Here is a 23,370-nt window from a genome sequence, read left to right on the forward strand (position 1 = left end):
GAAAACCGGCTTCTCGGCTGGCCGGGCGTGAAATCGGTCTATACCCGTGTCGGCAAGACGCAAGGCGGCGGCCAGGACATTCCCGAAGACGTGGTCGGCGTGATCCAGTACGAGTTCGTCGACTGGCGCGAGCGCAAATCGGCGAACGCCATCCTGGACGAACTGCGCGGCGTCATGGCCGGCATTCCCGGTGTCGACGTCGAGGTTCGCGTGCCCGAGGCCGGCCCGCCCACCGGCAAGCCGATCCAGATCAGGCTGTCAGCCGTCGATCCGAAGGGCCTCGACGACAAGGCGCGCGCCGTCGCCGCGCGCATTGCCAAGGTGCCCGGCGTCATCGATATTTCCGACGGCCTGCCGCCGCCTGGCGTCGACTGGGCGCTCGACGTCGATCGCGCCAAGGCGGCGCAATACGGCATCAGCCCGACCTCGGTCGGCACGGTGGTGCAACTGGTGACGAACGGGCTGAAGCTCAGCGAATACCGGCCGGCCGGTGCGGACGACGCCGTCGACATCAGGCTGCGCCTGCCCGAGGACCGGCGCACGCTGTCGACACTCGACGACCTCAGGGTGCAGACGTCGCAAGGGTCGGTGCCGATCTCGAATTTCGTCGTGCGCAAGCCCGAGCCGACCGTCGGCATCCTCAACCGCATCGATGGCGCGCGCACCGTGGTCGTCCAGGCCAATGTCGCCGCCGGCGAGCAGGTCGCTTCTGTCCAGCAGCAGGTCAGCCAGGCTGTCGCCGAAGTGGATCTCGGCAGCGGCATACGCTGGAAGCTTGCCGGCTCGAACGAGGACAGCGCCGAGGCCAGCGCTTTCCTCAGCAAGGCCTTCGGCGCGGCGATCTTCCTGATCTTCCTGGTGCTTCTGATGCAGTTCAATAAGTTCACCAGCGTCTGGCTGGTGCTGTCCTGCGTGGTCATGGCGACGGTTGGCGTGTTCCTGGGATTGCTGTTGACCGGAGAGGCGTTCGGCATCGTCATGTCAGGCATCGGCGTCATCGCACTGGCCGGCGTGGTGGTGAACAACAACATCGTGCTGATCGACACCTACGACCGGCTGCGCGAAGAGGGCTGGGACAAGATGGACGCGGTGCTGCAGACCTGCCGCGAACGTGCCCGCCCGGTCGTGCTGACGGCGGTGTCGGCGATCCTCGGCGTGCTGCCGATCGCCTTCGGCCTCGGTCTCGAAATCTTCCATCACGAGACGACGATCAACGCGCCGTCGACGCAATGGTGGATATCGCTGTCGTCGGCGATCGTCCTCGGCCTGTCCTTCGCCACCTTGCTGACGCTGGTGGTGACACCGTCGATGCTGATGGTGTTCACGCGCAGCAAGAACAGCCGCTTCTATGCATTCTTCCGTCGGGTGTTCCGGCGCGGCAAGACAGTCGGTGCCACTGTAGAGACCCCCGCAAGACCGGGCTCGCTTGACGAGCCGGCGATCGCCTTCCCGAAGGCCGCCGAAATAGGCCAACTTTGCTTGAAGCGCCATGCTGAACAAATCGTTGACCGAGATGACACGCATCGAGTGCCGGGGCGCGTCGATCAATGAAGACTGCCTGCTGGCCCGCTTCCGAAAGCCGATTTCCGCTTCCTGATGAAACGAATTGTCGAAGTTGACTTGGTGACACGTGCGCTCGTGGTGTCAAGCTGACCCTATATGTGGACGTATAAGAGCGCCCGATTGCAACAAGTTAGCTGGATCCAGTTGATGGTCACAACTGCTGACGTATATCCGGCTTCTTCATGCGGCTCGATGTTCAGCGCGGCGAGCCTCGACGGGTTTTCGCCCGCTTCCACCTCAACGGCCCCAGACGTCGGCCGAAGCTTTTGCGGTCCACACATCAGGTTCGGAAGCGACGGGGTGACCGTTTCCCCATCTCTGCCATTTTGCTGCAAGGCCGAGGTGCGCCCTCCTTCTCGCTCTCCAGGTCCGTCAGGCTGCTTTACCGACAGTACCGGTTGCCAGGCAGCGAGCATCGACCAGACGATTCTTGTTGCCGAGCGCGACCGCAGCGCCAGTGGGATGCCGCCTTTGCCGCAACTTGTCGAGCCTGAGGCTTCGCGGAACCTGTTTGCCGCCGGCGCGATCCAGAGCTGCGCGATCGCCTATGGATCATCAGCGTGCGTCAACGGTCGCCGCGTTTGCTGACGCCTAACAGTCGGGCCCATCCTCCACTTGATCGCTGCTTCGGCACGAGGCGCAGCCACGCCGCTGGCGGCCGCTCTTGAAGCAGGTTGTGTCACCGACAGCTGCCTCGGTGCCGTCGCTTTATGGGCCAATCGAGCACGGCCGGAAGGTTCAGATCATGGGCCTTCGAAACGCATGGTTTTAACATCCATAGCGTGGATGCTCGCGATCTAAACAATCAATTTTACCAATCTGGGCGGGTCGTTCATAGACCCCCCACATGACATGCACCGCGTTGCTCTGCCGCGTGAGGTGCACAAAAGAACCCGAAAAAGAGGAAGTCTTCGCATGCGCTCTGACGTGCAGTGGAGGTTGTGCTGGGAAAACGAGTTGCGGCTTTCCGATCACCTCGAACTCTCTGAGTTCTTCCGGAAGACCTATGAGCCTACCGGAGCCTTTAATGGAAAGCAATTCGAAGGCGGTCGAAGTTGGGCGGGTGCGAGGCCGGAGGTCCGCGCAATCGGCAATGATGTGCACGGGATAGCGGCTCACTTGGGCCTGCTGCGCCGATACATCAAGGTTGACGACGCTGATCTGCTTGTCGCTGAACTCGGTCTATACGGGGTCCGTCCGGATCTTGAGGGGCTAGGAATCGCCCATTCGATCAGCGCGATGTATCCAGTGCTGCAGCAGCTTGGCGTTCCATTCGCTTTCGGCACGGTTCGGCACGCGCTCCGGAACCATGTTGGTAGGTTCTGCCGCAAAGGCTTGGCGAGCATTTTGTCGGGCGTTCGCGTGCGTTCAACCCTCCCGGACGTGTACCCCGATCTGCCTCCCACGCGAGTCGACGACGACGTACTCGTCATGGTGCTCCCAATTGGACGCTCAATGAGCGAGTGGCCGGCCGGCACATTGATCGATCGGAACGGTCCAGAGCTATGAAGAACACCCGCAATGATATCAGTCAGCGCGACCCGCCCCTCATCGCATCGATCGATCTGAATACAGCATTGACCGCGGATTTATTGTCCGCTCGCGTCCTCAAATTCACTGAGAAATCTGACATCGCATGAACCTCTTTGCCCCAGCCAGTATTGTTGCAGTCTGCTCTTATGCGCTGCTGTCGACCGTCTATAAGACCGCGCAGGTGTTTTATACCCTGCCTACAAACGTACCGCCGACCTCGGGCGAACCGGCCGGCTGTGAGCCTTGGCCGAGCGTCGATGTCATTATCCCGTGCTACAACGAGGCTCCTCGCACCCTCTCGGACTGCCTGGCTTCCATTGCAAGTCAGGACTACGCCGGAAAACTGCAGGTCTATGTTGTTGATGACGGTTCTGGAAACCGCGATGCCCTCGTAGGTGTACACGAGGAATACGCTGGTGATCCGAGGTTCGAATTCATTGCGCTCCCAAAGAATGTCGGAAAGCGCAAGGCACAGATTGCGGCGGTTCGCCGCTCGTGCGGAGATTTGGTGCTCAATGTAGATTCGGACACGATACTCGCGCCGGACGTCGTCACAAGGCTTGCGCTAAAGATGCAAGATCAAGCGATCGGCGCCGCCATGGGCCAGTTGGCGGCTAGTAATCGCAATGAAACTTGGCTGACGCGGTTGATTGACATGGAATACTGGCTCGCCTGCAACGAAGAGCGGGCAGCGCAGGCTCGGTTCGGTGCCGTCATGTGTTGCTGCGGTCCGTGTGCCATGTACCGGCGAACCGCGCTTGTTTCGCTGCTGGATCAATACGAGACGCAGCGCTTTCGAGGGAAGCCGAGCGACTTCGGTGAGGACCGCCACCTTACGATCCTGATGCTGAAAGCAGGCTTTCGAACAGAGTATGTCCCGGAGGCCGTCGCGGCAACAGTCGTTCCCAGCAGCATGGGTCCCTATCTGCGCCAACAGCTTCGCTGGGCCCGGAGCACGTTCCGTGACACGTTGCTGGCGCTCCAACTGCTGCGCGGCCTTAATATTTATCTCACATTGGACGTGATTGGGCAGAATCTTGGCCCATTATTGCTCTCTTTGTCGCTCCTGGCTGGGCTCGCGCAATTCATAACGACAGGTACTGTCCCTTGGACGGCATGCCTGACTATTGCGGTCATGACTATAGTTCGCTGCAGCGTGGCAGCGTTTCGTGCGCGCCAACTTCGATTTCTCGGATTCTCGCTCCACACACTCATCAACATCTTTCTCTTGCTCCCGTTGAAAGCATACGCGCTGTGTACATTGAGCAATAGCGATTGGTTGTCGCGAAGCTCGGCCGCCACTGTGACAGACATCGACGGCGCCATTCCAAAGCCCGCCTTGGTGGGATCTGACGCAGCTTACAGCGAACAGCAATAGTCACGTGATCGCAGGTGGAAGAGTATTGAGCCAGGACCAGAAACATCAAGTGTTGAAGCGAAAGTTGGGCCCAGAGGATTTGCGGCGGCCCGAGACTCCTCCGATCGAACGGGAGTGTCACCGGCAAACAAGCGCGAAAAGCTCCGTGCATGACTCTCTGTCGACCGTGGCAATCGATTTTGCCTGCGTAACCAAGTCGTATGGGAACAAGGTCGTTGTCGACGACCTGTCGTTCACCGTTGCGTCGGGAGAGTGTTTCGGCCTCCTCGGACCAAACGGGGCCGGCAAAAGCACGATTGCGCGTATGCTCCTCGGCATGACATGCCCTGACGCGGGCACGATCACGGTGCTCGGCGTCCCGGTGCCGGCGCGCGCTCGGCTGGCACGTAGGGGCATTGGCGTGGTCCCGCAATTCGATAATCTTGACCAGGAATTCACCGTACGCGAGAACCTGCTGGTGTTCGGCCGCTACTTCGGCATGAGCACACGCGAGAGCGAAGCGGTCATCCCGTCGCTTCTCGAGTTCGCTCGCCTCGAGCGCAAGGCGGATGCGCGCGTCTCGGAACTGTCCGGCGGCATGAAGCGATGCCTGACGATGGCGCGGGCGTTGATCAACGACCCCCAGCTCATTGTGATGGACGAGCCGACCACCGGCCTCGATCCGCACGCGCGCCACCTGATCTGGGAGCGGCTGCGCGCGCTGTTGGCACGCGGCAAGACGATTATCCTGACGACGCATTTCATGGAAGAGGCTGAGCGATTATGCGATCGGCTGTGCGTGCTCGAAAGGGGTCGCCACATCGCCGAAGGCCGCCCGCAGGCGCTGATCGACGAGCATATCGGATGCCAGGTCATGGAGATTTACGGCGGCGATCCGCACGAGTTGCATTCGCTGGTCAAGCCACATTCTCAGCGCATCGAGGTCAGCGGCGAAACCCTCTACTGCTACGCGCCAGACCCTGATCAGGTGCGAACGCAACTGCAGGGGCGAGCAGGTCTGCGTCTTCTTCTGCGTCCAGCCAATCTCGAGGATGTTTTCTTGCGGCTGACCGGGCGCGAGATGGAGGAGTGAACGATGATTGAAGGTCTTGCGGCGGTGCTGCCCGCCAATGCGTGGAACTGGGTTGCGGTGTGGCGCCGCAACTATCTGGCATGGAAGAAAGTCGCATTCGTGGCGATTCTCGGTAACCTCGCCGATCCAATGATCTACCTTTTCGGCCTCGGTACCGGCCTCGGCATAATGGTCGGCCGCGTCGACGGTGCGCCGTACATCGCCTTTTTGGCGGCCGGCATGGTCGGGGTCGGTGCGATGACCGCCTCTACCCTCGAAACACTGTACGCGGCTTTCGCTCGCATGCATTCTCAACGCACATGGGAAGCCATGCTGTATACGCACGTTACCCTCGGCGACATCGTTCTGGGGGAACTGGCGTGGGCAGCCACCAAGGCCTTCCTGGCCGGTATGGCAATTACCATTGTCACCGCAGCCTTGGGCTATACAGCCTGGCCGTCCGTCCTCTATGCGCTGCCATTCATTGCTCTGACAGGGTTCGTATTTGCCAGCCTCGCGATGGTCGTCACCGCACTTTCGCCCAGCTACGATTACTTCGTATTTTACCAGACGCTTATCCTTACACCCATGCTGTTCCTGTCGGGCGCCGTTTTCCCATTGAATCAGCTGCCTGACACCTTTCAGAAGATAGCGCGATGCATGCCGCTGTCACATGCGATCGACCTCATTCGTCCGGTTATGCTTGATCGCCCGATCGGCGGCATCGCCCTGCACATCGGCGTGCTCGGCCTGTACGCACTGTTGCCATTCTTCCTCTCGATGGCGCTGTTGCGCCGCCGACTGATGCGCTGACGCGAAAGAGAAGGAGATAAACCATGCGCTATGGGCGCAAATAAAAACGACATTGCCAGCGTGTGCCGCGAAGGGTTTTGGCTGGCGTCGATTCAATCCCACAACGCTATGTAACGCCCGGCGTCTCGAGCACAGGATCTTATGTTGATCCCGGCGGACCTCATAGAATTTCCTTGAGGCCGGTGATGTTTGGCTGGCGTTCGGGCGCGAGCGACAACGCGGCCTGTCTTTCTGATCGAACGGTCTCGAGACAGGCCAATTTAGTATTCCTGTACGACAAATGGAGAGCGAGATGCTGTGTCTAGGATTGAACGGCGGATTGGACAAAGTCTATGAAAACAGATTTCAGATTCCAAACACATTCATGCACGATGGCGCTGCGGTGCTCGTCCGGGACGGACAGGTCATTGCGGCGGTAGAAGAGGAGCGCCTCAATCGGATCAAACATTCCAACAAGCTCCCAATTAGTGCGGCTCAATACTGTCTTTCAGCAGCTGGGGTTCAGCTCAGCGAAATCGATCGAGTGGCGTTCTACGCTACCGAAGACTATAGCAACGCAATGCTTGAAAACATGCTTGTTTCCCAGCCGGACGCCTCCATTCCGTTGGATGCTAAACTGTTGATGCAGCAGCTGCTGGCGCAGGAGTTCGGTACCGAGCTCGACGCTTCGCGTATCTCATTCGTAAGTCATCATCAGGCGCACGCCGTGAGTGCTTTTGCAATGTCGGGCTTCGAGCAAAGTCTGATTTTCGCGATTGATGGCTCTGGTGATTTCCTGTCGGGCCTTGTGGCGGTTGGATCTGGTACTGAAATTACGCAACTTGCGACTTTCCCAGAGAACAATTCTCTCGGGCAATTTTATCTCGAGACGATCCGGTATCTCGGCTACGGCTTATTCGATGAATATAAGGTAATGGGGCTTGCCCCCTACGGCGATCCCGTTCCCTATCGCGAGCTTTTCGAGCAATTCTATGAACTCTCTGCAAACGGCGAGTATCGCGTCCACCTGGACCGCATCGGTCCGACTTTGCTCCGCAGCATTCAGGTTCGGCAAAAGGGAATGCCATTCACTCAGCAGCACATGGATGTGAGTGCGTCGTTACAGGAAGCGCTCGAACGCATCGTGTTTCACATTCTTCGCCATTATCGTGAGGCCACCGGGATGACGCGGTTGTGCCTGGCCGGCGGAGTTGCGCACAATTGCTCCATGAACGGCAAGCTGCTCTATTCAGGACTTTTCGAAGACATCTTCGTGCAGCCCGCATCGCATGACGCTGGATGCGCATTAGGCGCCGCGCTAATCGTGTCTAATGAGTTGGGCCGCCCAGCGCCGCGTACGCGATTGCAGGAGGTTTATTGGGGGCCGGAACTCGCGAGCGATCACGCTGTCGAAGAGGAACTAAAGGCATGGGCGGGGCACCTGGAGTTTGAACGCACTGAGGAGGTGGCGGATAGGGCAGCCGAGTGGATGGTCGGTGGCGCGGTGATCGGCTGGGTGCAAGGTCGTTCGGAGTTCGGGCCGCGAGCGCTCGGAAATCGCAGCATTCTTGCCGACCCCAGGCCCGCTTCAAACAAGGACCGGATCAACGCTATGGTCAAGAAGCGGGAAGGATATCGCCCGTTCGCCCCATCAGTGTTGGAGGAGGATGCGCGCGAATTTTTCGAACTCCCGGGCAGTGCGTGCGAATTTCCCTTCATGAATTTCGTAGTTCGTGTGCGCGATTCCAAGCGTGATTTGCTCGGCGCCATCACGCATGTCGACGGTACGGCTCGGCTGCAAACAGTATCGCGCAAGGCCAGTCCGGCCTACTGGGACGTCATCAATGCCTTCAAGCAGCGGACAGGCATCCCAATTCTGCTCAATACGTCCTTTAACAACAATGCAGAGCCGATCGTAGATTCAGTTGCAGACTCGATTGCCACGTTCCTGACAACAGAGCTGGATGGACTTGTGGTCGGGCCGTACCTCGTCAAAAAACGGGCCGCAACGCTGCAGGATTGGACTGCGCTCGCGGTTTCATTGCCGCCTTATGTATCCCTGCATAAAGTCCGCGCATACACGGCGCAGGATCGCCACGAGACCGTCTGCGAAATCCGAACGGATCACCGTGACTGTGCGCGTATTTCACATGGCTTGTTCGATCTGCTGACGCGGATCGAAGGCGAAGCCGTGCTCGCGGATCTCCTCGACACAATTACGCTGGATCAGGGCCTGCGCGAGGCTCTCACAGGAGAGCTGCGACTATTGTGGGAGCAGCGCCACGTTCGGATGCATCCCTCGCAAGCTGCTCGCGTCCACCAAAACTCATGCCAAAGTCGGGACGACCGATAACAGCTGCCCAAACACCGGTCTGCACCTTCATATGACGGTCTCCAATCCAATTGACCGAGGCAAGGGTCCTGATGATTGCGTCTGCCGCGAGCATGCATGTTCGCTCCAGCTAACGCTTATTGCAGTCGCGGATCAGCAATGGATTTGCTTGCCGGTGGCTCAAGACAGCACCAGTTCGTCGTTTCTCGACGGCGTACCGGGTCGGTGACCGCCCCTGCGACATCAGCTTGGTGTTGCGCATAGCGGATGGGACGTGCGTTGGTGGATAGATTGGCGTGGGTTGACCCCGGTGGCGAGCGGGCTGGGCCGCTTGCGGGAAAGGCGGCGGCCCTTCGGCGCGCCAAGCCGGCATGTTCGTCGTTGAGCTCCTTTTGGCAAAATGCGTCGGTGGGGCGACGATGTTGTCTGAATGCGGCTTGATGCTTCGGCCTCCAATCATCCGGCCCTGTTGTTTGCATCCTTGATTTACGGCAAGACGACGCCGGTGCAGATTTCGACGACGCCATCTTCAGGAAACCGAGGATCTGTTGGTCAAGGTCACGCAGGGGTTAGCGTTGGCGATGCCCGACATCTGCTCTCGGGCAATCGCCTGATCGGGATGGGAGTCGAGGAAGGGGAGCGCCCCTCGAGCACCTGCGCGATCGCATGCGTCATGGTCTGTGCCCTTCGCGAAGCGCAAGAGTCTTCAGCCCGCGCAGAACCAGGTAAGGCCGAACATAGCGAGAGCGCGGCGCCGGTGATGTAGCTAAGCCCGTGTGGAGGGTTTCCGCGCCGCCGAGGATTGCGCCGCCAAGGCGGCGGCCCCTTCGCCGCAACGCTTTCGAAGCCGTAGGTCGAGTTCAGGATGACGGATGGCTGAACGGCACTGGAAACACCAGCCGGATCGTAGCAGGATCGCGCGGGTAGCGAAGCCGATTGGCTGTTCGCAGACCGGGCCAGTCTTGGATCGGTGGGCGGGCTCGGGCATCCACTTCGGACGTGCTCTTGGCTTTCAGGAAGAGTAGCTGCAAACTGGTTCAGTTGGCAGGAAAAGAAATGGTCCAGTCTCCAGCCCCCGGTGCTCAATCCGCCCGCATGGCATGGGGGCGCGCCAGATCTACGAAGCGCTTCGTGAGCAGATACTCAGAGGCGTCTACGACACCGGCAGCGTCGAGATGCTGCGCGACGTCGTCGCTCAACTCTGAGACGTCGACGGTTCCGCACGCGGGGTTAAAACATTCGCGACCGCTCATCGTAAACAGGTCATCGTTGAAAGCAGTTGGGCGACGGCCGCGCTCATGGCCGGCTGAATTAGCTGATGCGGCTTGCCGCCACCGTGCTGTTGCGCTCGGTCAGCAGTGCGTGGAGCCGACGAGGAGCTTCACATCAAGGGCCATTGTCTCATCTATCCGCAACGTGGATGCTTGTCATCGAAACATTCGATTTTGACTATCGGACAGGACATTGCATAGGAAGAATTCAAGGATGCAGGCTAGGGAGATTGTCGATGTATGCGGTTGGCTCCGAGGAGCATTTTTCTGGTGTGTGCATTCTGGTCTGCGCCGAACATTAAGCGAGCCGATCCCCTTTTCGACCAGGTGCGTCGGTGATCGCGCAAGCTGCATCGCGTCGGCTCTTTCGCCACAAGCCCCCACTGGCGTAGGCGCCTACCCCAAGGATCACAAGTCGAGGTTTCCCATGCGCTCCCAAGGACGGTGGAGGTTGTGCCGGGAGAACCAGTTGCAAGTAGCCGATCATATCGGACTCTCCGGTTCTTCCGAAAACCCTATCGGGGGGACTGACCCTGCAATGAAAAGCTATGCGCTGGTAATTTGAGACGTTCTGCAGAGACGGCCCGGCCACGATGTATCGATGTTCGCGTGCGGTCCCACTCAGAAGTGCTGGATCTCGACATGCCGCCTCGCGTGGAGGACGTGCTCCTCGTGATTATGCCGATTGCGCGGCCGATGAGCGAATGGCCGACCGATGCAACAATTGACCGGAAGGATCCGGAGCTATGAAACATCTTGATGACGGATGGGAGGTGCAGAGTGAATGCGCTGATGGAACCGGCCGTCGGAGCGTTTATCTGACGTTTGACGACGGTCCCGATCCATTCTTCACACCACAGATACTCGATGTGCTGGCGCAAAATCGGGTGCCAGCGACTTTCTTCGTGATTGGTGCCTACGCCGCAGAGCACCCGGACCTCATCCAGCGAATGATCGCAGAAGGGCATGAGGTGGGCAACCACACGATGTCTCATCCGGATCTGTCCAAATGCGGCTTGGGCGACGTCCAACGTGAGGTATTTGAGGCGAACCGTGCCATCATGGTAGCATGCCCCCAGGCCTCGATCCGCTACATTCGCGCGCCATACGGCGCCTGGAGCGAAGAAGTGTTCACTGCGTCAGAGATCGCCGGGCTGGCGGCCCTTCATTGGTCGATAGACCCAAAAGACTGGTCGCGCCCCGGCACCGATGCGATCGTCGATGCTGTGCTCGCCTCGGTCCGGCCCGGCGCAATCGTGCTCTTGCACGACGGTTGTCCTCCCGACGAGTCGAGACGGAGCACTCAAGCTGGTCTGCGCAACCAGACCGTTATGGCGCTATCCAATCTGATTCCGGCATTAGATGCCTGCGGATATGAAATTCGCCCGCTTCCAGAACATCACTGAAATGCGAGATCCTATGGAAATGCTTTCCCAGCCAGTGCCTTGGGTCTCGCCTATGAAGGCTTACAGGCTTCGTCGACATCGGACGAACTGTCGGCTCCGACCCGTTGACTAAGCGTAGACGTTTGTTGTCACCTGCTACAATGAGGACCCGCGCAGCCTCTCGGCATTGCCTGGCATCGCCGGAACCCCTTCGACGATGGTCTCCGGGATCGCGGGCTGCGTCCACAAGGTTTGGCAAACTAGTCGCCATTGCCGGGACATGCCCGACCCCTCGGCTGCGAAGGACCAGGGGTTCTCCGACTCGCACACCCCGCTGTGGATCTGCTCCTCGATCGTCACGATGATCGGGCACGATGCCATCTTTCACAAACTGGACCACGTCGATAGCTTCTGACTGGCTGTTTCCAGCAGGCCAGCTTGCCGGTATGTGATCGGTAACGCAAGGAGTTTCGCGATGTACATCCCTCCCGCTTTCCGCGACGACGACAAGGAGTCCCTGCGCGCCACCATCCGCGCGGCGCTGCTGGCGAACTTCGTTACAGTCACGGCGGAAGGGCCGCTCGCAACGCCACTGCCCCTCTTCCTTGATGAGAGCGAGGGCGAGCACGGCGTGATCTACGGGCACCTAGCGAAGGCTAATCCCCAGTGCCGTGTTCCGCCGATCGGCGACGGCTTGGCCATCTTCATGGGGCCGGACGCTTATGTGACGCCGGCATGGTACGCGACCAAGCGGGAAACCGGGAAGATCGTCCCGACCTGGAATTACATCGCCGTCCACGCCTATGGTCCGGTCGAGTTCTTCGAGCATGCGGGAAGACTGCTGGACGTCGTGAATCGTCTGACTGACCACCACGAGGGCGAGCGGGCCTCGCCTTGGGCGGTGTCGGACGCACCGCCGGATTTTGTACAGGCGCAACTCCGCGGAATCGTTGGCTTGCGCATGCCGATCACGAGGCTGGAGGGCAAGCGCAAACTGAGTCAGAACCGGAACGCGGCCGACCGCGATGGCGTGGCCGCGGGCCTTGCGGCGAGCGAGCGGGCATCTGACCGCGAGCTCGCCGCTCTCATCCCAAAATAATCATGAACTTTGTCGGAATCGACCCATGATGCCAGAACTGACCTCATTCGCCCTGTACCTCGCCGCGGCCTCCGTGCTCGCCATCACGCCCGGTCCGGGCATCTTCTACGTTGCAGCGCGCACGCTCGCCGGCGGCCGTCCGGAGGGTATCGCTTCCAGCTTCGGCACGGGGTTGGGGGGCATGATCCACGTCCTCGCAGCAAGCCTAGGTGTTTCCGCGATCGTGCTCGAGAGCTCGGAACTGTTCTCCGCATTGAAGCTGTTCGGCGCGGTCTACCTCGTCTGGCTAGGCTTTCGCACCTTTCAAGCCGCGCGCCGCAAGGGAGCGACTGGCGGTGATGGCGCCCCGGTGCGTTCAGTCGGACCCCAGCGGGCTTTTCGTGAAGGGGTGCTGGTCGAGGCTCTCAACCCCAAGACGGCAGCCTTTTTTCTAGCCTTCCTTCCGCAGTTCGTGAACCCGAGCGCAGGGCACGTAGCTCTGCAACTCGTGGTGCTTGGCTCCGTGTCGATTGCGCTCAACACGCTCGCCGACATCGTGGTTGCCTTCGTGGCCAGCGGCATTCAAGACGGCGCGGCAGCGCGTCCCAGGTTGATCCGCCGCCTGAGGGAGACGTCGGGCGGCGCGATGATTGCGCTGGGCGTCGGCCTCGCTCTGGCGAAGCACCCTGCTGCCGGAATTTTGCATCCGATCTGGTTGGGCATCTCTCCGGGTCGGCGGGTTAGTTTGAAGCAGATGGATGGCTGCGAGCCAGCTTCGGTCATTACACCGATTCAGGCGATGTCTCAGCAGGCGCGGCACCACAGTGAGGGAAACGTGAGTTCGACTGCCTCGCCTTCCTCATGACCATCATTTTGGCCCTCGCGAATCAACGCACGGTAGAAGCCAGTCAGCCGAGAATGACTGCCGTTTCATATAAGGAAAGCCAAGCCAAGCGCCAAGCATCGCCCCGCTTTGCACTCGATCACATGGCGACGCCCGGACTTGACGTCAGGGCACTTTTCGCTTTTGCCCGTGACCAGGGCCTGACCGATGTCCAGATCCGCAGCCAACAGCGCAGCAATGCTATTGCACGCGGCATGCCGGCGGCGGACGTCCGGTCTGCCGCCGCCGAAGCAGGCGTTGGGATTATTTCCATCAATGCCTTGCAGCGCTTCAATGAGTGGACTCCTGCCCGCAGGGCCGAGGCGAGCAGGCTCGCCGATTATGCGGCGGCCTGCGGAGCCAAGACGCTCATGCTGGTGCCGGTCAACGATGGCTCCTGGCCTGCCAATGGCGAGCGCCGGGGCGATCTCCGCGTCGCCTTGAAGGCGCTCAAGCCGATCCTCCAGTCGCGCGGCCTGATCGGTCTCATCGAGCCGCTCGGCTTCCAGACTTGCTCGCTTCGATCGAAGAACGAAGCGGCTAAGGCCATTGCCGCCGTTGATGGCCAGTCCGTCTTCCGCCTCGTGCACGACACGTTTCATCACGCCGCTCGCCGGGGAGCCGTTCTTCTCCTGCGACCTGACCGGTCTCGTGCACATCTCAAGCGTGAGCGATCCGATCGACTGGATTTACCCGGATCGCGTCCTAGTCGGTTCCGACAATGGCAGCCAGATCCGGGCGCTGCTTGATGGCGGCTATGGGGCCCCTTCTCATTCGCACCTTTTGTCGACGAAACCCACCCGCTGGACGACCTCGCAGGCGCCCTTTCCGCGACTATCGATCTCGTTCGACACGCCTGTTGACACGAGTGCCGGTGTGAGACGCGGTAGTCAATCAGGGCTTGCGACCCTTTTTGGCGTCCCGCGGAGAACTCATTCGAGACGCCTCCTGTAACAATATCTCGCGCATCCAGACGCTTGCCGCATCACTGTTGTGAAGGGCGGGCCATTGGAGGGCCTCGGTAAATGCGGGAAGCGGCAGCGGAAGTTCGATGATCTGCAGTGGGAAGGTTTTCTTGAAATGCTCAACCAGCCGGAAGGGCATGGTCGCTATACGAGCCGTGCCTGAGACCATCGGCGGGATCATGCTGAAGGCCTGCACGATAACCTCGACACGTCTCTTCAGGCCATGCTCAAGAAAAAAACGCTCCTCGACGGAGGGCTTCCGCCCGAACTTGGCCGCAACGTGCCTCATCGACATGTATCTCTCGAATGTAAGCTGCTGCGGCAGCTGCTTGTTCGTGGGGCAGCCTACGCACACGAGCGTGTCGTCGAACAGCGCCGCTCTTGGATGCGCGCTCGACATGAACAATTCTGGACAAATCAGAAAATCGACGTCACCGCGCCGGAGAAGCTCATCGGGGTCGTCGTCGAGCGGCAGCAATTCGAAGCTGACGGCGGGTGCTTCGCGTGCAACACGCTCCACGACCTTTTCAAAAAACACGAGTGTGGCGAAATCGGAAAGGGTGATCCTGAAACGGCGATCGGACTGAGCCGGATTAAACGGATCCCAAGAAATAATCGAGCTCTGGATTTTCAAGAGTGCGCCGCGAACAGCGGGGGCGAGTGTTTCCGCACGTGGGGTTAGAACACGTTCGCGGCCGCTCATCGTAAACAGTTCATCGTTGAAATAATTGCGTAGCCGGCCGACGGCCGCGCTCATGGCCGGCTGACTTAGGTTGATGCTGCTTGCCGCCGCCGACAGGTTGCGCTGGGTCAGCAGTGCGTCGAGCACGACGAGAAGGTTCAGATCAAGGCCTTTGAAGCGCATCGCTTCACTTATCCATAGCGTGAATGCTCGCGATCTAAACAATCGATTTTACCAAACTTCCAGGGCGCTGCATAGATGAACATGCACCCGATGACGCCACGGCTTTTGTAGCGTGTGCTGGGACATGACTTGCAAGTAGCCGATCATGTCGAGCTCTCCGCTTTCATCCGAAAGGCCTATGGGCCGACAGGGGCTTTCAGGCGTTCGTAGCTGGGCCGGTGCAAGGCCGGAGGTTCGCGCAATCGGCTCTATGTGCACGGCGTAGCGGCTTACTTGGACCTGCTGCGCCGTTCACCACGTTGGCGAGGTTGATTTTCTTGGTAGGCGAACTCGGATTGTACAGGGTGCATCCGGATCTTGAGAGACTCGGAATGAGCCATTCTATCCACGTCATGCGTCCGGTGCAGCAACAGCTTGGCATTCCGTTCGCTTTTGGCACGGTTCGGCATGCGCTGCGGAATCATCTTGAGAGGTTCTGCAGAGACGTCCTGGCGACCATAGTGCCGGGCCATCGCGTCGCCACACATGATCGCGACCGCCACTGCGCTCCAGGTTTGCGATCAGGCACTGGGATTTCGTCCGCTCGGTTGCAGCCAGTCGGCCCACGATACCACGCCGCGATCCGCGTAAATTTCGATCCTTTTCACCGAAACTGGCGTGCTCGCCGTGCCCAGAAACGGCCGGTAGCAACCGCAACAGATGGGCTGGAGTCTGATGCTTGATCAAATAACAGTCGGAGCGAAGGGACGCGGCTCGCGCCCAGCAGAGACAAACGACCGAGACCTAAGCCTTGATTTCGTCAAAGGTATACTAATTACTTTAGTGATAATTGGGCACTTATTACAATATTTAATTTATCGAGGCACTGACGATTTCTGGACGTCTCCGTATTATAAGTCGATCTACATGTTTCACATGCCTCTCTTTATGGCAATAAGCGGATATCTTTCTTATGGGGCAATTTTGCGAAAACCGTTCATTCAAGGGGTCGGCAATCGAGCAACGCAGTTACTACTACCAATGCTTTTTTGGTGTGCGTTAATTTGGACACTAAAGTCCGCCATGATCCCTCCTGCGACAAGCTTAACTGATGGATCGCTGGACTTTTCGAAGGAACTCATTGGAACATACTGGTTCATATGGGCGGCGTTTATCTCGTTCATTCTAATTAGACTGTTTACAATTTCCAATCGCGTATCGATGTGGATTATAAGCGCATCTGCAATTGTGGTCGCATTCGCGCCCATCACATTATCAATAACCCCGTCATTAAGATACACTTACCCATTTTATTGTCTCGGGTTCTTGCTTGCGCAGCCGATCGGATGGCAGAAAATTATCATTTGGGCACACAAATCGATTTTTGTAGTTTTACTGTCGATAACAGCTTTCATATGCTTTATTTTGTGGGGCAAGGAGACTTACGCCTACAACAATCTCGTTTTAATTCATGATAAACAGTCGGCTGTACAAGTATTTCTGATGTTCACTGGCTCGGCAGCAGCTTCTGCAGTAGCGATGCAGCTTATGTTCCAATGCTGGAGAATTGTCTATTCGACCAGAATAGCTCACTTTGTCGCGGTGGAGCTTGGTCAGAGCACGCTGCTGCTTTATCTGGTTCAGGGTGCCGTGTTTCGCCTCACGGATTTTATACAGTTTGGAGAAGTCTGGAATCTCACGACCAGAATCGCGTTCGCAAGTGTGGTTGGAGTGGCGATTGTCGTCACAGCACTGGCAATTCGCAAGATTGCGCGCGACCTTGGATATGTGTCGCGGATCGTTGTCGGAGCGCCGCCACGCCCAAGTCCGCTCAATTCTCAATCGCCCACAATGGTCGCGATGACAAGCAGCCACGTTACGGACAGATGAGGCATGCGTTTCAAAGGCCTTGATCTGAACCTTCTCGTTGTGCTCGACGCACTGCTGACCGAGCGCAACCTCACGGCGGCGGCAAGCAGCATCAACCTAAGTCAGCCGGCCATGAGCGCGGCCGTCGGCCGGCTACGCAATTATTTCAACGATGAACTGTTTACGATGAGCGGCCGCGAACGTGTTCTAACCCCACGTGCGGAAACACTCGCCCCCGCTGTTCGCGGCGCACTCTTGCACATCCAGTGCTCGATTATTTCTTGGGATCCGTTTAAACCGGCTCAATCCGATCGCCGCTTCCGGATCATGGTTTCCGATTTCGCCACACTCGTGTTTTTAGAAAAGGTCGTGGAGCGTGTTGCACGGGAAGCACCCGCCGTCAGCTTCGAATTGCTGCCGCTCGACGACGATCTCGATGAGCTTCTCCGGCGCGGTGACGTCGATTTTCTGATTCTTCCGGAATTGTTCATGTCGAGCGCGCATCCAAGAGCGGCGCTGTTCGACGAGACATTCGTGTGCGTAGGCTGCCCCACGAACAAGCAGCTGCCACAGCAGCTTACATTCGAGAGGTACGTGTCGATGAAGCACATTGCGTTCAGGGTCGGCCGTCCGCAGATGCCATCCATCGAGGAACGGTTTTTGCTTGAACATGGTCTCAAGAGACGTGTCGAGATTATCGTGCAGGCCTTTAGCATTATCCCGCCGATGGTCTCAGGCACAGATCGTATAGCGACCATGCCCTTCCGGCTGGTTCAGCATTTCAAAAAGACTTTCCCTCTGCGGATCGTCGAACTTCCCCTGCCACTACCCACGTTCACTGAGGCCGTCCAATGGCCCACCCTTCACAACAGTGATCCGGCAAGCACCTGGATGCGGCAGATAATGTTGCAGGAGGCATCCCGCATGTGAAGCCGCGGGCGCTCCTGGCGAACGGCACGCAAAAATTGAGTCTGACTCCAATTCGATGATTTTTGCATGACAGTGTGGTGCTGATTTCCGATGCTGATAGCCGGCAACACCAAAACCATGAAGTGGAAGAAGTACTTTTGCCGCAGGCTGTGCGAGTCTGAAGGTCTACCCTATGCACCGCGCCCAATTGCCGGGAATGCAATGATTTCAAAAGCTGATTCGGCCCGGAGGCATGGAAAAGCCGCCTCACACGGATCAAGCACGGGTTCGCCCTTGTATTTAATAGCCGTACGAGGCGAGCGGTCGACGGCGAGGCGGTCCGCTTCGGTCCGGCACTCTTAGCTTCTCTCGTCGGCACCATCATTCAAAACGCCGCCGCTGGTCGAAATCGACCGGACAACAACGTGCGATCGCGCGGAGACGATGGCTGCAACCGCCAAAAAATCGTGAGCAGGATCGCACCGCGCGGCTGATGCGATTGCATCTTTCGCCGTGCTGCACTGGCCTGTGTCAGGTGCTCTAGGGTTCGCAAATCGGTCCGAGCAAGAACACTGTCAGGGCAGCGAGGAACGAGGCAACGGCGCTGTGGGCAAAGGCACTAGCAACGCCGGTATTGTCCACCAGCAGTCCGCCGAAAATCGCGCCGGTGGCGATGGCACTTGGAACGTTGCGGCCATCAGCCCACCGGCGCTTTCGGCCTGCTCGGGAGCGGCGCGCAGCACCATGCATTTTCTGCAGTCCCACCGGCACCGCGCCGAAGGCAAGCCCCATACGGTACCGCAACCGCCGAGGCCCAGGCCGATGCTTCCAACGTCAGCAGCGAGACAGCGGCCATCGCTATGAGCAGGGGCGGCAGGGCCGCGACTGCCTTGAGGCTGTGCTCGGCCAAGATCCGCCGGCCAAATTGCCGAAGAAGCCGCCGATGACAATGGCGAGCAACACGAGCGAGATCGTCTCGATGTTGAGCGCGGGAACATTCTCAAGGAAGTCGCGGATATAGATGGAGCCGGCGAAGTGCCCGGAAGCGACCAGCAGGACGACCAAAATCGCGACTTTGATCATCGGATTCTTGGCCACATCCAGCAGACTGCGGAAGCTGGCCGCTCCAATCGGAGGCAGCCTCGGAAAAGCCGTGAGTTGCACTACCAGTGTAACGCGCCGAAGACTGCAGCGATCATGAAGGCGCTTCGCCACCCCCAGACGTCGCCGACATAGGCGCCGATTGGACCGACGGTACGCCGGTGAGGATAATCGACATGGCGCGCCGCAGGAGGTGACCTGGAACGAGCCGCATCGCCAACGCTGCCGACATCGACCAGAAGCCTCCGAGCGCTATTCCGAGCACGACGCGGGCGGTCAGAAGAACCGGCAGTGACCCCGCGACGGCACCAGGACCGTGCGCTGGCAATTGTGCCCTTCGGCATCGGGTTGCTGCAACCGATCTCGCACTTATGGGTCCTGCAAGGAGCGTGCTCGAGAATGTGGACCTCTACTCCGACTTGCTGACACTGACGGAGGGTGTCGGGGTCAACGTGGTCGGCCACATGCCCGGCGCCATGGCGGAGTGGTTCGGTGCTGAGCAAAGTCGCGGACGGCAAGGCGGACGCTCCCAGGGATTAACGCGGCTGGCGCAGGCAATGCGGGATTCCGTTGGCAGAAGGAGCTCAAACAGCTAATTCGCTCAAGCTTGCCACCACCGCAGCAGACGAATGGCATGCCGGTCGGCAGGGCCGTGCAGGCCCTGGTGTTCGAACCCTCCATTCACATCGCTAAGCAAAAGCATTCGCGTGCTTGCCAGCTCAACAGCACAGTCTCGGCGCTTTATCGGCCATGACGATCAGATTCGTTCGTCAGATCAGGGCAGCTTCAAGGGCCGTAACCGCACACACCCGCATTATCCGGCTCCCTCAGCTATGCTGCCGGCGATTGCAGCGCTAGAGCGCGGTAACTCAAGTTCGTTACAGCCCGCCGCTCAGCCCTCGAATTGACTTGCACCTGTCTTGGTCAACAGCAACCCATCGCACCAAACGTGGTCTACGCATCCCCACTCACAGGCGGCAGCCGCATCCGGAAAAAAACCACGTCCATTGAGATTTGCACTCGTGTTGCAGAGCAGCGAAATGCCCGTGAGTTTCTCATATTCTATCAGAAGTTCTGCAATTGGGTGTTCAGAAGTTCTCGAAACTGTCTGAAGTCGCGCAGTCCCGTCGAGATGGACGACCGCCGGGATTTTTTCTTTCCACTCCGAACGGGTTCGGTGATCGAACAGCATGTAAGGATCCGGCGTGCCGGGGTCAAACATGTCAGGTGCACGATCCTCCAAGCATATTGGCGCTACCGGTCGGAAGTGCTCTCGAACTTTGATTTTGTTGAGATGGTCCTTCATTTCCGGCGAAGTTGCGGCCGCCAGGATGCTTCTGGCTCCCAAAGCACGTGGACCAAGCTCTGCGCGACCTGCAAGGAACACCACAGGCTTGTTGTCGGCGAGCACGCTGGCAAGTTCTTTCAGGCTGCAAGCAGCAGATTGCCAACCAGGCGGAACCTTGCCATGGCTCACATTTGGCCCGCTGTAAACTGACCAGTCGAGATGCACGAAACCTTTGTCGGCGGCCAGCGCGCAGCAAGCGGCACCGATCGCCGATCCGCTGTCGTTTGGAAACGGAGGCACCCAGACTGCGTCGAACAAACCGCTCGCCCGAAGAGCGCTGTTCCATTTGATGTTCAGCCCGCATCCGCCGGCTATGCACAGGTTTCGGGTTTTGGGGACTGAGTACCCACGCAGCGCCCTTGTCATCCCCTGGACGAGAAGACGCTCCACGAAGGCATGGAAGGAAGCAAGTATGTCCTCGGGCGTTTCGGGGATTAACCGCGACGCGCTTGCATCGAAGAAGTCGTGCACAGCCGTGAGTAACGCGTCTTCGCTGTGGCTGTTGTTCCCGTAGCCAAAAGCAAGGTCCGTATCCCAGGCAAAATGGTCGTCGTAAAGCTCCTGAAACACATTCACGATGTGTTCATGGACCACTCCGAGCGCAATATAGGCCATCAACTTGCCGGCGATACCGAGATTCCAGCCAGTCCGCAGTTCTTGCCTGTAAGGACCGAAATGTTGGCCCGCGGCCGCATAGGCATGGCCTATCATCGGAAACAGGCACCCAACAAATCGGACTCCACTTGGCTCGACGTAGTAAAGCCGCGGAAAGATGCAGCCGTCCCATACCAGACAAAATGCCGGTTCCTCAGCTTTGGCGAATGAGCTGGTGCAGTATGCGGAAGCCACGTGCCCAACAACATGCGGGTAGCTTTCATAAGAACATACCCCACTGTCGAGCATGAGACCGGAACCTTGATAGGCTGTCAGGGGATTTTCGGCGTCCCGCTCCACATATGGCGCGCCGTTGAGAGTGATAGGGGAGCCATTACTCAGAACCTGGAATTCTGACTGGATTTCACCGTCCCATCCGTCAATAACGAACCGGTCGATATCGCGCGGAGCAAGCCCGTTTTCCGCCAAAACGGCGACGACCGTCTCAAGCCGCTCGATATGTTGGTATCGTGGGTTATTGTCGAGCTTCTCCTGCTCAATGCAAAAGACTAATCTGCCGTCTTCCACGACAGCAATTCCCCCGTCGTGCGTCAGCTTGATACCGCAAATGCGCATAGCAGATCCTTGTCGAGGTGACCTAGAGCAACCGCAGAAAACGGCTGGAAAACATGGTCGTGGGTTTTGATGTCGCGCTATGCAGGATCATAAGAAACCGGTAAATTAGATTGTTTGGATGTGATGCATCCGCGCGATGAATGATAAGGTCTGCCGCGCGATCTAGAGCACATCCTGTTTAATCTGGGTCATATCCTGCGGCCTTGAAGTAGTTTGCGCATTCGGCTGGTGTGAACTGGTCGAGGATCGAACCGACGGCGTCCCACAGGGCGTTGATGGTTCTCTCGGCTTTGGCGCGCATGAGAGCCTTGAGTTTTGAGAAGGCGTTTTCGATCGGATTGAAGTCGGGCGAGCATGGCGGCAGGAACAAGAGCTTGGCGCCGACCTGTTCGATTGCCTCTCGCACGCCTGCCGCCTTGTGCGCCGGCAGGTTGTCCATCACGACGACGTCGCCCGGCGCCAGGGTCGGGACCAGGACCTGATCGACATAGGCAAGGAACACACTGCCGTTCATGGCACCGTCGTAGACGAATGGTGCGGTCATACCCGTCAACCTCAGCGCGCCGGTGAAGGTGGTCGTCTTCCAATGGCCGTGCGGCACGCCGGCCCGGCAGCGCTCACCGCATGGCGCACGTCCCCGCAGACGGGCCATCTTGGTCGACAGCCCGGTCTCGTCAATGAAGATGAGCTTCGCCGGATCGAGATCGAGTTGGCCGTCGAACCAGGCGCGGCGGCGCTTCAGGATGTCGGGGCGGTCCTGCTCCAGTGCGTGTGCGGATTTTTTTTGAACGTCCACCCGTGGCCGCGAAGCCATGCGCTCAAGGCGCTGCGGCTGATCCGCACCGACCGCTCGCCTTCCAGCCGCTCTACCATCTCGTTCAACGTGATGTCCTTGCGCTCATCGAACAGCCCGACGATGAAGGTTTCATGCGCATCGAGGCTGGACGCGCGGCGGCGGCCTTGCGGCCGCGGCGCCAGTTCGCCGATCTTCGCCCGCGCGATCCAGCGGATCGCACTCGATATCCCGACCCCAAACCGCGCCGCAGCCTGCCGGGCCGACATGCCCGCGTCAGACGCCTTCAGGACCCGCAGCCGGAGATCCTCGCTCAGTGATCTTCCCATCATCCACCTCACCAAAGTGGATGTTGAATCATCTGCCAAGGCCGCCGTCACATCACAATCGATTCATCGATCACAGGACGTGCTCTAGAACAAAATGGCTGACACGCAAAAATCACCAGAATTGCGAGGCAGCGCTGTGCGGCACTGTAGAAGGGCTGGCCACTGCAAGCGCTGGGCAGGGATCTGCACGGTCACACATCACCCGCGCCACGGGAGGTGCCGCGCTCCCTCGGCACCGCGCGTGCTGAGCACGAAGGTGGTCGCGCTACAAGCGAGCCTTCCCTGATCAAGCTACTCTTTAGGTCTCTATCGATAAGGATTTTCGATGGCGAGGGCAGCGCCCAAAGGGCCTATTCGGCTTTTTGAATCGCGCCGTCATGTTGGAGGAACAACCTCCGACAACCGGTGGATCCCGCCTGCAGATCGGCAGCGGAACAGAGCGGCTAAGCGCGTGTGAGGCTAGCGGGGGGTCGGTCAAAGGGCATTGTTTCTCGGCTCACAGATGCAGTGTCGGCTCGGCAAAGAAGACGAGCTGGGCCGCTTGTCTGCAGGTATTGCGTGGTGAGGCCCATCTACCAGCTGCTCGAAGGGCTTTTGTGGCAGCCGCGCTTGAAGCAAAGATCCTGCGCAGCGTTGAATGCTGTTAGCTCAAGGCTTTGATGCTTCGAGTGGAAGTCGTCTGGCCTGCACACTCTTCCGGAGAAATGTAGGCGTTG

The 23,370-nt window shown here is 58.9% G+C and carries 17 protein-coding genes and 7 pseudogenes; 19 read left to right on the forward strand and 5 right to left on the reverse strand.

What is annotated here, in order from left to right; all coding sequences use genetic code 11:
* A pseudogene (locus tag AC0L3L_RS19160) lies at window positions 1–1,464 on the forward strand (efflux RND transporter permease subunit); the annotation flags it as partial.
* Between the two features lie 25 nt (window positions 1,465–1,489).
* A pseudogene (locus tag AC0L3L_RS19165) lies at window positions 1,490–1,597 on the forward strand (SAM-dependent methyltransferase); the annotation flags it as partial.
* Window positions 1,598–2,131: 534 nt separating this feature from the next.
* Here the strand turns inward: AC0L3L_RS19165 and AC0L3L_RS19170 are convergent.
* Window positions 2,132–2,256: pseudogene (locus AC0L3L_RS19170) on the reverse strand (transposase); the annotation flags it as partial.
* Window positions 2,257–2,478: 222 nt separating this feature from the next.
* On the opposite strand from AC0L3L_RS19170, the gene AC0L3L_RS19175 reads away from it, so the two are divergent.
* The 11 genes and pseudogenes from AC0L3L_RS19175 (at window position 2,479) to AC0L3L_RS19225 (ending at window position 14,146) form a co-directional block, all read left to right on the forward strand.
* A complete protein-coding gene (locus AC0L3L_RS19175) occupies window positions 2,479–3,072 on the forward strand; it encodes a NodA family N-acyltransferase (RefSeq protein ID WP_473480706.1) in 594 nt (197 codons plus the stop codon).
* A gap of 127 nt (window positions 3,073–3,199) precedes the next feature.
* On the forward strand, window positions 3,200–4,474 hold the full coding sequence (gene nodC, locus AC0L3L_RS19180) for a chitooligosaccharide synthase NodC (protein WP_473480702.1): 1,275 nt from the start codon (window positions 3,200–3,202) through the stop codon (window positions 4,472–4,474).
* A 49-nt stretch (window positions 4,475–4,523) separates the two neighbouring features.
* On the forward strand, window positions 4,524–5,546 hold the full coding sequence (nodI, locus tag AC0L3L_RS19185; RefSeq protein ID WP_473518204.1) for a nodulation factor ABC transporter ATP-binding protein NodI: 1,023 nt from the start codon (window positions 4,524–4,526) through the stop codon (window positions 5,544–5,546).
* A gap of 3 nt (window positions 5,547–5,549) precedes the next feature.
* Window positions 5,550–6,338: an ABC transporter permease gene (locus AC0L3L_RS19190; protein ID WP_473489054.1), complete on the forward strand. Its 789-nt coding sequence runs from the start codon at window positions 5,550–5,552 to the stop codon at window positions 6,336–6,338.
* A 292-nt stretch (window positions 6,339–6,630) separates the two neighbouring features.
* Window positions 6,631–8,670, forward strand: coding sequence for a carbamoyltransferase family protein (locus AC0L3L_RS19195; RefSeq protein ID WP_473638739.1), 2,040 nt, complete (start codon window positions 6,631–6,633; stop codon window positions 8,668–8,670).
* A gap of 409 nt (window positions 8,671–9,079) precedes the next feature.
* Window positions 9,080–9,415: a hypothetical protein gene (locus tag AC0L3L_RS19200; RefSeq protein ID WP_473638740.1), complete on the forward strand. Its 336-nt coding sequence runs from the start codon at window positions 9,080–9,082 to the stop codon at window positions 9,413–9,415.
* Window positions 9,416–10,562: 1,147 nt separating this feature from the next.
* A complete protein-coding gene (locus AC0L3L_RS19205) occupies window positions 10,563–10,670 on the forward strand; it encodes a hypothetical protein (RefSeq protein ID WP_473489080.1) in 108 nt (35 codons plus the stop codon).
* Window positions 10,667–11,326, forward strand: coding sequence for a chitooligosaccharide deacetylase NodB (gene nodB, locus AC0L3L_RS19210; protein ID WP_065010656.1), 660 nt, complete (start codon window positions 10,667–10,669; stop codon window positions 11,324–11,326). The genes AC0L3L_RS19205 and nodB overlap by 4 nt, the downstream gene beginning before the upstream one ends.
* 454 nt (window positions 11,327–11,780) lie before the next feature.
* A complete protein-coding gene (locus AC0L3L_RS19215) occupies window positions 11,781–12,404 on the forward strand; it encodes an FMN-binding negative transcriptional regulator (protein WP_473638741.1) in 624 nt (207 codons plus the stop codon).
* A 28-nt stretch (window positions 12,405–12,432) separates the two neighbouring features.
* A pseudogene (locus AC0L3L_RS19220) lies at window positions 12,433–13,077 on the forward strand (LysE family translocator); the annotation flags it as partial.
* 224 nt (window positions 13,078–13,301) lie between these two features.
* Window positions 13,302–14,146: pseudogene (locus tag AC0L3L_RS19225) on the forward strand (TIM barrel protein).
* A 14-nt stretch (window positions 14,147–14,160) separates the two neighbouring features.
* Here AC0L3L_RS19225 and AC0L3L_RS19230 read toward each other — a convergent pair.
* On the reverse strand, window positions 14,161–15,096 hold the full coding sequence (locus AC0L3L_RS19230; protein ID WP_473638742.1) for a LysR family transcriptional regulator: 936 nt from the start codon (window positions 15,094–15,096) through the stop codon (window positions 14,161–14,163).
* 114 nt (window positions 15,097–15,210) lie between these two features.
* Between AC0L3L_RS19230 and AC0L3L_RS19235 the strand changes: the two genes are divergently transcribed.
* The 5 genes and pseudogenes from AC0L3L_RS19235 to AC0L3L_RS19255 all read left to right on the forward strand — a co-directional run.
* Window positions 15,211–15,306 (forward strand): hypothetical protein, encoded by a 96-nt coding sequence (locus tag AC0L3L_RS19235; RefSeq protein ID WP_473638743.1) that lies wholly within the window; start codon window positions 15,211–15,213, stop codon window positions 15,304–15,306.
* Window positions 15,307–15,440: 134 nt separating this feature from the next.
* Window positions 15,441–15,818 (forward strand): hypothetical protein, encoded by a 378-nt coding sequence (locus AC0L3L_RS19240; protein ID WP_473638824.1) that lies wholly within the window; start codon window positions 15,441–15,443, stop codon window positions 15,816–15,818.
* Window positions 15,811–16,965, forward strand: a complete 1,155-nt coding sequence (nolL, locus tag AC0L3L_RS19245; protein WP_473638744.1) for a nodulation factor fucose acetyltransferase NolL — start codon at window positions 15,811–15,813, stop codon at window positions 16,963–16,965. Before AC0L3L_RS19240 ends, nolL begins: the two co-directional genes overlap by 8 nt.
* A gap of 3 nt (window positions 16,966–16,968) precedes the next feature.
* Entirely contained in the window at window positions 16,969–17,874 is a 906-nt protein-coding gene (locus tag AC0L3L_RS19250) for a LysR family transcriptional regulator (protein WP_473518198.1), read from the forward strand.
* Window positions 17,875–17,958: 84 nt separating this feature from the next.
* Window positions 17,959–18,092, forward strand: a pseudogene (locus AC0L3L_RS19255) (nitrogen fixation protein NifQ); the annotation flags it as partial.
* Between the two features lie 301 nt (window positions 18,093–18,393).
* Here the strand turns inward: AC0L3L_RS19255 and AC0L3L_RS19260 are convergent.
* From AC0L3L_RS19260 to AC0L3L_RS19270, 3 genes and pseudogenes are all read right to left on the reverse strand, one after another.
* A pseudogene (locus AC0L3L_RS19260) lies at window positions 18,394–19,255 on the reverse strand (MFS transporter); the annotation flags it as partial.
* Between the two features lie 591 nt (window positions 19,256–19,846).
* Window positions 19,847–21,532 carry a nodulation protein NodU gene (gene nodU, locus AC0L3L_RS19265; protein ID WP_473518196.1) on the reverse strand — a complete coding sequence of 562 codons (1,686 nt, stop codon included), beginning with the start codon at window positions 21,530–21,532 and terminating at the stop codon, window positions 19,847–19,849.
* A gap of 178 nt (window positions 21,533–21,710) precedes the next feature.
* A protein-coding gene (locus tag AC0L3L_RS19270; protein ID WP_473638825.1) for an IS630 family transposase occupies window positions 21,711–22,654 on the reverse strand; the annotation gives its coding sequence in 2 pieces (ribosomal slippage) (window positions 21,711–22,318 and window positions 22,318–22,654; 945 coding nt in all).
* 377 nt (window positions 22,655–23,031) lie between these two features.
* On the opposite strand from AC0L3L_RS19270, the gene AC0L3L_RS19275 reads away from it, so the two are divergent.
* Entirely contained in the window at window positions 23,032–23,301 is a 270-nt protein-coding gene (locus AC0L3L_RS19275; protein WP_473518195.1) for a DUF982 domain-containing protein, read from the forward strand.
* The last annotated feature ends 69 nt before the right edge of the window (window positions 23,302–23,370 follow it).

The organism is Mesorhizobium sp. WSM4849, assembly GCF_055811385.1.

Excerpts from the sequence above, each read along its gene's own strand:
- AC0L3L_RS19190 (WP_473489054.1), top strand. The coding sequence starts at position 5,550 with ATGATTGAAGGTCTTGCGGCGGTGCTGCCCGCCAATGCGTGGAACTGG.
- AC0L3L_RS19200 (WP_473638740.1), top strand. The coding sequence starts at position 9,080 with ATGCGGCTTGATGCTTCGGCCTCCAATCATCCGGCCCTGTTGTTTGCA.
- AC0L3L_RS19250 (WP_473518198.1), top strand. The coding sequence starts at position 16,969 with ATGCGTTTCAAAGGCCTTGATCTGAACCTTCTCGTTGTGCTCGACGCA.
- AC0L3L_RS19195 (WP_473638739.1), top strand. The coding sequence starts at position 6,631 with ATGCTGTGTCTAGGATTGAACGGCGGATTGGACAAAGTCTATGAAAAC.
- AC0L3L_RS19230 (WP_473638742.1), bottom strand. The coding sequence starts at position 15,096 with ATGCGCTTCAAAGGCCTTGATCTGAACCTTCTCGTCGTGCTCGACGCA.
- AC0L3L_RS19205 (WP_473489080.1), top strand. The coding sequence starts at position 10,563 with ATGCCGCCTCGCGTGGAGGACGTGCTCCTCGTGATTATGCCGATTGCG.
- AC0L3L_RS19275 (WP_473518195.1), top strand. The coding sequence starts at position 23,032 with ATGTTGGAGGAACAACCTCCGACAACCGGTGGATCCCGCCTGCAGATC.
- nodC (WP_473480702.1), top strand. The coding sequence starts at position 3,200 with ATGAACCTCTTTGCCCCAGCCAGTATTGTTGCAGTCTGCTCTTATGCG.
- nodU (WP_473518196.1), bottom strand. The coding sequence starts at position 21,532 with ATGCGCATTTGCGGTATCAAGCTGACGCACGACGGGGGAATTGCTGTC.
- nolL (WP_473638744.1), top strand. The coding sequence starts at position 15,811 with ATGCTTGATCAAATAACAGTCGGAGCGAAGGGACGCGGCTCGCGCCCA.
- AC0L3L_RS19215 (WP_473638741.1), top strand. The coding sequence starts at position 11,781 with ATGTACATCCCTCCCGCTTTCCGCGACGACGACAAGGAGTCCCTGCGC.
- AC0L3L_RS19175 (WP_473480706.1), top strand. The coding sequence starts at position 2,479 with ATGCGCTCTGACGTGCAGTGGAGGTTGTGCTGGGAAAACGAGTTGCGG.
- nodB (WP_065010656.1), top strand. The coding sequence starts at position 10,667 with ATGAAACATCTTGATGACGGATGGGAGGTGCAGAGTGAATGCGCTGAT.